Origin of the sequence: Lactobacillus sp. N54.MGS-719 (assembly GCF_000980505.1) — a bacterium.
In the GTDB taxonomy this organism is placed as follows: domain Bacteria; phylum Bacillota; class Bacilli; order Lactobacillales; family Lactobacillaceae; genus Lactobacillus; species Lactobacillus amylovorus.
The window spans coordinates 59,755-70,407 of the sequence record NZ_LARO01000001.1; the positions used below are offsets into that span (position 1 = coordinate 59,755).

At 38.1% G+C, this 10,653-nt stretch carries 8 protein-coding genes and 1 pseudogene; 7 read left to right on the forward strand and 2 right to left on the reverse strand.

Features of this window, described 5'->3' with window-relative positions:
* Positions 1–27: 27 nt before the first annotated feature.
* The gene (gene lexA / locus WS44_RS00320) at positions 28–654 is read right to left on the reverse strand and encodes a transcriptional repressor LexA (RefSeq protein WP_013438156.1); all 627 of its coding nucleotides are present in this window, start codon (positions 652–654) and stop codon (positions 28–30) included.
* A 151-nt stretch (positions 655–805) separates the two neighbouring features.
* Here lexA and WS44_RS00325 point away from each other — a divergent pair, with 151 nt between their 5' ends.
* The 5 genes from WS44_RS00325 (at position 806) to WS44_RS00345 (ending at position 7,028) form a co-directional block, all read left to right on the forward strand.
* Positions 806–1,069 carry a DUF896 domain-containing protein gene (locus WS44_RS00325; protein WP_013438155.1) on the forward strand — a complete coding sequence of 88 codons (264 nt, stop codon included), beginning with the start codon at positions 806–808 and terminating at the stop codon, positions 1,067–1,069.
* A 65-nt stretch (positions 1,070–1,134) separates the two neighbouring features.
* Positions 1,135–1,353: a YneF family protein gene (locus tag WS44_RS00330; protein WP_013438154.1), complete on the forward strand. Its 219-nt coding sequence runs from the start codon at positions 1,135–1,137 to the stop codon at positions 1,351–1,353.
* Between the two features lie 83 nt (positions 1,354–1,436).
* Complete coding sequence (locus WS44_RS00335; protein WP_046432418.1) at positions 1,437–3,203, forward strand: ABC transporter transmembrane domain-containing protein; 1,767 nt, start codon at positions 1,437–1,439, stop codon at positions 3,201–3,203.
* Positions 3,196–4,992, forward strand: coding sequence for an ABC transporter ATP-binding protein (locus WS44_RS00340; protein ID WP_013438153.1), 1,797 nt, complete (start codon positions 3,196–3,198; stop codon positions 4,990–4,992). Before WS44_RS00335 ends, WS44_RS00340 begins: the two co-directional genes overlap by 8 nt.
* A 92-nt stretch (positions 4,993–5,084) precedes the next feature.
* Positions 5,085–7,028 (forward strand): M13 family metallopeptidase, encoded by a 1,944-nt coding sequence (locus tag WS44_RS00345; RefSeq protein WP_046432421.1) that lies wholly within the window; start codon positions 5,085–5,087, stop codon positions 7,026–7,028.
* Between the two features lie 206 nt (positions 7,029–7,234).
* On the opposite strand, the gene WS44_RS00350 is transcribed toward WS44_RS00345, so the two are convergent.
* Entirely contained in the window at positions 7,235–8,413 is a 1,179-nt protein-coding gene (locus WS44_RS00350; protein WP_046432424.1) for an IS256 family transposase, read from the reverse strand.
* Positions 8,414–8,593: 180 nt separating this feature from the next.
* On the opposite strand from WS44_RS00350, the pseudogene WS44_RS00355 reads away from it, so the two are divergent.
* Both WS44_RS00355 and galU read left to right on the forward strand, forming a co-directional pair.
* Positions 8,594–9,127, forward strand: a pseudogene (locus tag WS44_RS00355) (sugar nucleotide-binding protein); the annotation flags it as partial.
* 396 nt (positions 9,128–9,523) lie between these two features.
* A complete protein-coding gene (gene galU / locus WS44_RS00360) occupies positions 9,524–10,399 on the forward strand; it encodes a UTP--glucose-1-phosphate uridylyltransferase GalU (RefSeq protein WP_046432427.1) in 876 nt (291 codons plus the stop codon).
* Positions 10,400–10,653: the final 254 nt, after the last annotated feature.

Sequence of the window (10,653 nt, forward strand, 5' to 3'; positions counted from 1 at the left end):
TCAATTTAGCTTATTTCGTGAATATTATTAATCAATATTGTTACGGTAAAGGCTAACAACCTTACCCAAAATGCTTACCTTTGGCAAAATGATTGGATCCATAGTATCATTTTCAGGTTGGAGGCGGTAATGACCGTTTTCCTTGTAGAAACGCTTAACTGTGGCTTCATTTTCTTCGGTCATAGCAACAACAATTTCACCGTTGTTAGCTGAATTTTGTTTTCTGACAATGACGCTATCGCCATTAAGAATACCAGCGTTGATCATACTTTCACCGTGAACCTTAAGCATGAAGAGTTCACCAGCATCATTTTCCAAATCTGGTGGAAGTGGGAAGTATTCATCAATGTCCTGTACTGCAAGGATTGGTTGACCTGCGGTAACCACGCCGACAACTGGAATTTCCTTTGGCTTAATGCCAAGGGCATCTTTACCTTCAGGGGTAATTTCTAAGGCACGTGGCTTAGTAGCGTCCTTAATTAATAAGCCCTTGCGCTCAAGACGAGCTAAATGTCCGTGGACAGTTGAAGTTGAAGATAGATTAACTGCGGTACAAATCTCACGCACTGTAGGTGGGAAGCCGCGATGTTCGACAGTGTCATAAATATAGCGTAAAATTTCTAATTGTTTAGTTTCACTGTTTTTCTTAGGCATTTTCATTTTCTCCGTTAATTTTAGTTATTTATTCTTATAAGTAATTTTAACAGAAAAATCAAATAATCTCAAACAAGCGTTCTAAGAATTATACCTTTTTTTTAGTTTAAAAATAAGGTAGACTAATGATTGTCAATGTGAGGTGGATATTATGAATAAAGATATTATGAGTAAAGAAGAAGAAAAAAAGGTAACTGATCGCATTAATGAACTTTACCACAAGAAGGAAAGAGAAGGCTTAACACCTGCAGAGGAACAAGAGCGTAAGGAACTTCATAAGAAATTTATCGCAAACTTCAGAGCTGCTTTTAAGCAAGATGTCGAGGATATGGTAATCATCGATAAGAATGGTAAAGAAGTTACTTCTGAAAGAGCTAAACGCGCTCAAAGAAGAAAAGGTCTTAGAAAAGATTAATTAAGCCTTTTAAAAAAGTGAAAAATTATGTAAGATATTATTGTTAGTTAGATGGAGGATATAATATGAATTTAGGTTTAGCAATATTTTTGATTATTATTGCACTTTTAGTTGGTGCAACAGCAGGTTTTTATGGTGCAAGAGCATACATGAAGAAATACTTTAAGGAAAATCCTCCTATTAGTGAAGATATGATCGTTGCTATGATGTCTCAAATGGGACAAAAACCTTCTAATAAGAAGGTTCATCAAGTAATGAACATGATGAAGCATCAACAAAAGTAATTATTAGATTATTTTGTGGTGTTAAGGCGAAGGATTATTCCTTCGTCTTTTTTGGTGTTCTTTTTAAAGAATGGAGTGAGTAAATGAACATATTTAAAAAACTGGGTTGGTTTTTTAAACAAGAAAGGAAACGTTATATTATCGGAATTACTTTTCTTGCTTTAACCTCTTTAGCCAACTTAATTCCGCCAAGAGTATTAGGACTGATGGCGGATCAGCTGGATCAAGGTCACATCTCATGGGGGCAATATGGAATGTTGATTCTAGCTGTGTTAGCTGCCGCCTTCGTTTTATATATTTTGCGCTACTTTTGGCGTAAGCAAATTTGGGGCGGGGCCGCAGAACTAGAACGACAAATGCGTTCTAAACTGTTCGACCACTTTATGATCATGGACAGAACATTTTATCAGCGCCACCGAACCGGTGACTTGATGGCCCATGCAACTAACGATGTGACTGCAATTCAAAACGTAGCCGGTGATGGTGTTTTAACCTTGGTTGACTCACTTGTAATGGGCTTATCAACAATGATTGCCATGATCATTTTCGTTGATTGGCGACTAACCATCGTTGCCTTATTGCCACTGCCATTTTTAGCATTAGGTGCTTGGAAACTTGGGGATCATTTACACGATGCTTTTGATAAGTCACAGGCGGCCTTTTCTCGCTTGAATAATAAGACTCAAGAATCAGTTTCAGGCATTAAGGTACTTAAAACTTTTGGTCAAGGAAAAGAAGATACCCAAGCTTTTGACAAGATGGTTGATGATACTATTAACATCAATAAAAAAGTGTTTGTTTGGGACTCCTTGTTTGATCCATTGGGTACGGCAGTTATTGGTGCAACCTATGTAATTACCATTATTTATGGTGGACTTTTAGTTACAAATAAAGTGCTATCGATTGGTCAGCTCGTTTCCTTTATTGCCTATATTGCCAACATGGTTTGGCCGATGTTTGCGATTGGTTATTTGTTCAATATTTTGGAAAGAGGTAGTGCGAGCTACGACCGTGTAGAAAAGCTACTTTATGAAAAACCGTTAATTACTGATGCCCACGCTGATCAAAGTATTAAGGCTCAAGACTTACAAGGTGATTTGCATTTTGATATTAAATCGTTTGCTTATCCTGATGAAAAGGATATTCCAGTGTTAAAGAACATCGATTTCACCTTAAAACCTGGTCAAACTTTAGGTTTAGTAGGTCGTGTAGGTGCTGGTAAAACGACAATCATTCAGCTGCTATTGAGAGAATTCGACCAATATGACGGTGAAATCACCTTAAATGGCATCAATATCAAGAAAATTCCGCTTAAAGTTTTACTTAGCCAAATATCTTATGTTCCCCAGAACAACTTCCTCTTTTCAACGAGTATTGGTAGAAATATTGCTTTCTCAGAGGCAGATGCAGGCAAAAATGAGATTGCAGCAGCTGCTAAGAAGAGTGATTTGCACGATGATGTTTTACAAATGCCACATGGCTATGAGACTTTAGTCGGTGAAAATGGACTTTCACTTTCTGGTGGTCAACGTCAAAGAATGTCCATTGCCCGTGCTTTGCTTAAAGATAGCCAAATTTTGATTTTGGATGATGCTTTATCAGCGGTTGATGCAAAGACTGAAACCGAAATTCTAACTTCTTTGAGAAATGAAAGAAAAGATAAGACCACGATGATTGCGGCACATAGATTGACATCGGTCATGGATGCCGATTTGATCTTAGTCTTAAAAGACGGTCAAATTATTGAACGAGGCAATCACCAAGATCTGCTCAAAGAAAATGGCTGGTATGCCGAAATGTGGCGTAGACAAGAATTGCAAGCAAAGGTGGGTGAAGATGTAGATGAATAATGAAGAAAAGCAAGAATCGGTGTGGTCTAAAGCAATCCCATTTAAAGAACAGGTTGCGATTTTTAAACGTTTAATGGGCTTTGTTAAGCACTTTAAATTTGAAATGACCATTGCATTGATTGGGGCATTTTTAGTCAGCATCATTAATATTTTGCTGCCGCGTGGATTGCAGTATTTCTTAGACAACTTTCTGCTTAAACAAAGCGCAACTGTCCAGATTATTTTGTTTGCAGGCTTACTTTATGCAATAGGTTCGATTCTAAAAGCGATCATTCAGTTTACCTACCAATATTTCTTTGCCCTTGGATCTGAAAAAACCTTGGAGAGTATCAGAAGGGCCCTTTACCGGAAATTGCATAAGTTAGGGATGCGCTATTTTGACCAAACTCCTGCCGGTTCAATTGTGTCAAGAGTTACTAACGATACGATGACTTTGAGCAACTTCTTAACTGTGCTTTCAACAGTAGTAATTGGTGCATTTTCTGTAGTTACGGCATTGGTGGCAATGTTTACTACCAACGTGATTGCCGGCTGGATCGTTTTAGCCTTTGTGCCAATTTTGCTCTTTGTGATTTGGCTCTATTCGCAAAAGAGTTCACGGCTTTATCGTAACTATCGTGAACGTTTGAGTAGAATTAACGCTAACTTGAATGAGTCAATTGAAGGTGTCTCAATTATTCAGCAGTTTAATCAAGAAAAGAGAATGACCAACCAATTTGAGGGTGAAAATGGTGGGTTGATGAATACGCGTTTTAACATGATTCGTATTAACTCATTGCTTCTTTCACCTTTGACTAGTTTGCTTTATTCATTGGCTTTAGCTGTGACATTGATGTACTTCGGTTTTCCATTGCAGGCAACATTTGTGCCAGCTGGTGTGGTATATGCTTTCTCACAATACTTGTCACAATTGTTTAATCCAATTTCAACTATGATGGACCAGATGACCTTCTTCCAAGATGGTATCGTAGCCGGTAAGAGAATCTTTGCGATTTTAGATGATGAACAATATGAGCCAAAGCAAAATGCTCAAGAAGGATTGACTATCAGTCGCGGCAAGATTGAATTCAAGCACGTTAGTTTCTCATATGATGGTAAAAATGAAATCTTGCATGATATTTCATTCGTAGTAAATCCAGGTGAAACTTTAGGTATTGTTGGTCATACTGGATCTGGTAAGAGCTCGATCATCAATGTAATGATGCGTTTTTACGAATTGGGTAAAGGCGAGATCTTAATTGATGATGTAGATATCAGAAAATATCCTAAAGAAGAATTGCGTAAAAAATTGGGCCTCGTTTTGCAGGAACCATTCATGTTTTATGGCGATATTTCTTCAAATATTCGCTTGTATAATAAGAACATTACAGATGAACAGATTAGGGATGCGGCTAAGGCTGTTCAAGCCGATCAATTTATTGAAAAGATGCCAGGTAAATATCATGCCAAGGTAATTGAAGGCGGCGAAGAACTGAGTCAAGGACAGCGCCAATTGATCTCATTTGCTAGAACTTTGGTTACAGACCCTAAAGTTTTGGTATTGGACGAAGCTACGGCTAACGTGGATACCGAAACTGAAACTTTGATTCAACAAGGCTTGAAACAACTGCGTAAGGGTAGAACTACTTTGGCCATTGCGCACCGTTTGTCAACGATTGCCGATGCCGATCAGATTATTGTGCTCGACAAGGGTAGAATTATTGAACGTGGTACGCATGAAGAATTGCTCGCTAAGAAGGGTTACTACTACAACTTGTACACCTTGCAAAATAATGAAAATAAAGAATAGTTAATAAAAGACGTTTCGCACGAATGCAGACGTCTTTTTGTTATAATGATTAAAAGGAATGAAATAATTATGAATATTAATAAGGAGGAAAAATGAGAAGATTTTACGCTGTTCGTGGTGGTGCAGGCGATGTTGCGGAACCTGACGTTAATGCTAAGCCACAAGATAATTTATATTTAGCTGTTAATTCAGAGTGGCTTTCTAAAGCTGAAATCCCTGCTGATCGTACTTCAACTGGTGTCAACTCAGAACTAGATATTAAGATTGAAAATAGAGTGATGAAAGACTTTGCCGATATTGCTGCAGGCAAAGAAAAGATGCCAGAGATTAAGGATTTTGATAAGGCAATTGCTTTATATAAGATTGCTAAGAATTTTGAGAAAAGGGATGCCGAAGAAGCACATCCTATTCAAAATGACTTGCAAAAGTTATTATCATTAACTGATTTTGCTGACTTTGGTAAAAAAGCTAAGGACTTATACATGGGTCCATATATCTTGCCATTCGTCTATGGCGTCGATGCCGATATGAAGAATACCGACGTTAATGTCTTATACTTTGGTGGTCCAAGTACCTTCTTGCCAGATACAACAACTTACAAGACAGACGATGCTAAAAAGTTGTTGGACATTTTGCAAGATCAAAGCATTAACTTGCTAATGATGGCAGGTATTGGCAAGACCGAAGCAAGAGTATACGTTGATAATGCATTGGCCTTTGATGCTAAGGTAGCTAAAGTAGTTAAGTCTACTGAAGAATGGGCCGACGACGCAGCTATTTACAACCCAGTTTCATACGACAAATTCATTGCTAAGTTTAAGTCATTCGATATGACAAAATTCTTAGATGAACTTTTACCTGAAAAACAAAAGCGTGTAATTGTGATGGAACCACGCTTCCTTGACCATGCAGAAGAATTAATCAATGCTGAAAACTTTGACGAAATCAAGGGTTGGATGCTGGTTAAATACATTAATAGTGTAGCTAAATACTTGTCACAAAAGTTTAGAGAAGCTGCGTTTCCATTTAATCAAGCAATTACAGGCGCACCAGAAATGCCATCACAAATTAAGCAAGCTTATCGTATTGCTAACAGTGCCTTTGATGAAGTAGTTGGTATTTTCTATGGTAAGAAATACTTTGGTGAAAAAGCCAAGCGCGATGTTGAAGATATGATTCACAACATGCTTAAGGTTTATGAAGAAAGAATCAACCATAATACTTGGCTATCTGATGAAACTAAGAAAAAGGCAATTGTTAAGTTAAATGCTTTGGTTCTTAAGATTGGTTATCCAGAAAAAATTGAAAAGATTTTTGATTTGTTACAAGTAGATCCTGAAAAGAGCTTATATGAAAATGAAGCTGCTATGGATAAAGTTCGTACCGAATATGAACTAGAGAAATTGACTAAGCCGGTTGATCGTTCAGTATGGCTCATGCCAGGTAACTTGAACAACGCTTGTTACGACCCACAAAGAAACGATTTAACTTTCCCAGCTGGTATTTTGCAAAAGCCATTCTACGATATTAACCAATCAAGAGGTGCTAACTACGGTGGTATCGGTGCTACTATTGGTCACGAAGTTTCTCACGCCTTTGACAATAATGGTGCCAAGTTTGACGAGAACGGTAATATGAACAACTGGTGGACTAAGCAAGACTTCACTGAATTTAATAAGCGTGTTGGTCAAATGATCGATATCTTTGATGGTTTGCAATATGGCCCTGCTAAGATTAACGGTAAGCAAGTTGTTTCTGAAAATATTGCTGACCTGGCCGGTTTAGCTTGTGCTGTCCAAGCAGGTAAAAATGATGGTGCAGACTTGAAGGACTTGTTTGAAAACTATGCTAGAAGCTGGATGGAAAAGCAACGTCCTGAAGCAATTAAGACTGAAGTTCAAACTGATGTCCATGCACCACAACCAACTAGAGTAAATATTCCGGTTCAATGCCAAGATGAATTCTATGATGCCTTTGGCGTTAAGAAGGATGACGGCATGTGGCTTGATCCAGAAGATAGAATTGTAATTTGGTAAAAATAATAAGAATCTATATTAGCCTAAGTGAATAAATAGTAAAGATTACTTTTTCAAAAAAAGTACTCTTTTCTTATTCTTAATAAAAAAACTTCAGAAAAATACAAAAAAGTACTATAAAAACATCAACAATGATGATATATTTGAGACTGTCAATTCTTTTGTGTAAATAAATCTTTCCGGCTAATTGATTCTTTAACTGTTTTTTAATCGAAGTACGATTCCAGGGTGTCTGCTACTTGACCAAAGCCCTTGTGAACTCGATTGGCGTTGCGGTCGTTATAGTCGATAACTTGGCTACCCAAAAAGTTGTCCAGTGATTCTTCGCTAGGGAACTCTGATTTAGGATTGGTCTTTCGCTTGATCATGCGGTTTATCGATTCGATCATGTTCGTTGAGTAGATTGAAGGACGGATTTGCTTTGGATACTGGTAAAAGACAAGCATGTCTTCTTCGAGTTTCCGCAGGTCCTTGATCATTCTGGAGTACTTTGATCCATAGGCTTCGTAAAAGGCGTGCAGAACAGTTTCTGCTTCTTTTTGGTTAGTTTGCTTATGGACTTGCTTAAAAGCATTCAGAATCTCAGCACGATCGGTCACACGGACTTTTTGGCTGATGTTGCGCATGATGTGAATTAGACAACGTTGGAATTTAGACTTTGGGTAATACTGCTTTAACATGTCCTTGATGCCCACAAAGCCATCTGACAAGAACAGTTCAACCTGCTCGAGGCCACGTTCTTTGAAGTCGGCGATCATTTCACTCCAAACTTCAAGATTTTCTACCGGAGCGATCCGATAGTCAATGATCTCTTTATTGCCATTAGGCTTAATTCCCACGGCGATATAAACCGCCTCGCGCTGGTACGTATCTCTACGCAGAGGAATATACGTAGCGTCAAGATAAACGCAGAAGAACTTGTCGCTCAAGCGCCGTTGATGATAGCTTTCAACTTGACTGGCTACCTGCTTTGAGATGTTTGAGACGGTGCCTGCAGAATAGTAGCTGCCGTACATTTTCTCGATCAGCTCAGAGATCTCTCTGGTTGTTACACCATGCGAATAGAGCTGGATCACAGTGGATTCCAGTGCATCGGTGTGCTGACCATATGCAGGAAGAGTTTGTTGGTGAAACTCGCCGTTTCTGTCCCGGGGAACTTGAACCTTGATAGGCCCAAATTGCGTCTTGATCTGTCTAAAGTAGCTTCCATTCCGGGAGTTTCCAGAGTTCCAGCCGTTTCTATCGTAGGGATTATAGCCAAGAAAGGCGGTCAATTCGCTTTCCAGGAGCAGATTGAGTCCTTCCTCGAGCTGAGTCCGCATGAATTTGTCAAATTTCTCCTTGTCGAATAGCGCATTGAGGCATTCTCTGTTAAAATCAGTCATAAGGGATTCCTTTCGTATTGATAGTGTTCAAATCAATTATACGGAAAAGGAGTCCCTTTTCTTATACCCAATTTTGATTTACTTTAAGGAACTGTTCATCCTTACACATAAGATTATACGGTCTCAATTTCTACTATTGTTGCTGCATGTACGGCTTTTAAGTGATTAAAACTGAACGTTGGCGGCGAAAAGGCTGTTGCCGATACTTTAGACAAATACTTTATCGTGCGTATCGCTTGGGTATTCGGTGTTAACGGTCATAACTTTATCAAGACTATGCTCAAGGTTGGTTCTAACCATGATGAAGTTAAGGTTGTTGATGATCAAATCGGTACGCCAACTTACACCTTTGACTTAGCTCGCTTGCTCGTCGACATGATCGAAACTGACAAGTACGGTTATTACCACGCAACCAATTCTGAATTACCAGCAACCGAAAGCGGTTATGATGAAAATGGCACTAAGACCGGCTACATTTCTTGGTACGACTTTACCAAGGAAATCTACCGTCAAGCTGGTTACGACACCAAGGTAACGCCAGTTACCACTGCCGAATATGGTTTGTCCAAAGCAGTTCGTCCATTCAACTCACGTTTAGATAAGAGCAAGCTGGTGAAGAATGGTTTTAAGCCATTGCCGGTGTGGACAGATGCGGTTCACCGCTATTTAGAGATCTTGAAGAAGCAAGGTTTCTTTGATGAATTGAATAAGTAAGATTTTAAGGAAGCATCCCTTTGGGGTGCTTTTTTGATTCTTTGGTAAAAATGACATTAAAACGATTTATTACAACATAGGAGGAGTACATGACAAAGCTATATGCACATGATGGTGGCGGAGATTCTTTTTATGTGAATAACAAAGAAGTTACCACGCACTTGGATTTGATACATTACCTGTTAAGTAGACAGTAAAATCGCATAAAGCTTTTATTCCTTAGTTGGTTGATAATCAGCTGAGGATTTTTATTATACCTTTGAGTGTAGGAATGCAAACTAATAAAAAATAAAATTCAGTGGTATTCTAATTTGCAAATCTGCAGAAAACGAGTAAAATTTTAAAGAATATTTTAAAATATATTTAATTATAATCTTTGGAGAAGGTATAGAAAGTATGAAAGTAAGAAAAGCGATTATCCCTGCAGCAGGATTAGGCACTAGATTTTTGCCAGCAACTAAGGCATTGCCTAAGGAAATGTTGCCAATTGTTGACAAGCCAACGATTCAATTTATCGTGGAAGAAGCTAAGGCTTCAGGAATCGAAGATATCTTAATTGTTACTGGTAAGAATAAACAAGCAATTGAAAATCATTTTGATTCAAATCCTGAATTGGAGCAAGATTTGGAAAAGACTGGCAAGTCAGAACTGTTAAAGTTAACACAAGGAATTACGAATTTAGGCGTGAACTTATACTACACACGTCAACCACACCCAGCAGGTTTAGGTGATGCTGTTTATCGTGCCCGTAGTTTCGTTGCTGGTGAACCATTTGTAATTATGCTTGGCGATGATTTAATGAAGGATAAAGTTCCTTTGACTAAGCAGTTAATTAACGATTACGACAAGACTCATGCTTCAACTATTGCCGTTATGAAAGTACCACACAAGGAAGTTTCTAAGTATGGTGTAATTGCACCGGATGGTAAGATTGCCGATGACTTGTACAATGTAAAGAGTTTTGTGGAAAAGCCAGATGTTGATAAAGCTCCAAGTGATCTTGCAATAATCGGTCGTTACTTATTAACGCCTGAAATTTTTGACATTTTGGAATATCAAAAGCCAGGTCGTGGTGGTGAAGTTCAATTAACTGACGCCATTGATACAATGAATAAGACACAACGTGTATTTGCTCAAGTCTTTAAAGGTCAACGTTTTGATGTTGGTAATAAGGAAGGCTATCTTGAAACTTCCATTCAATATGGTTTGAAGCACCCTGAAACGCGTGATGCCTTACGCAAGTACATTAAGGAATTAAGCAAGACATTATAATATGATATTAATTCATAACAATCTTTTATATTAAAACTTAATCTATCACCTGAGGTGGGTGATGGATTTTTTGGGCTCTTTGTCAATCCTGTTGATGAAGAGTAAATGGAAAGTGTCTGGGAAAAAACTCAGAAATTAAGAAATCCTACTAAATCGGCTCTTTGTCAAATGGTGTTGATAAAAGTCAATTAAAAATTAAATAATAGGGAAAGGCATTAGGCTGCTAAATAGTAGTCTGATGCTTTTTCTTTAAT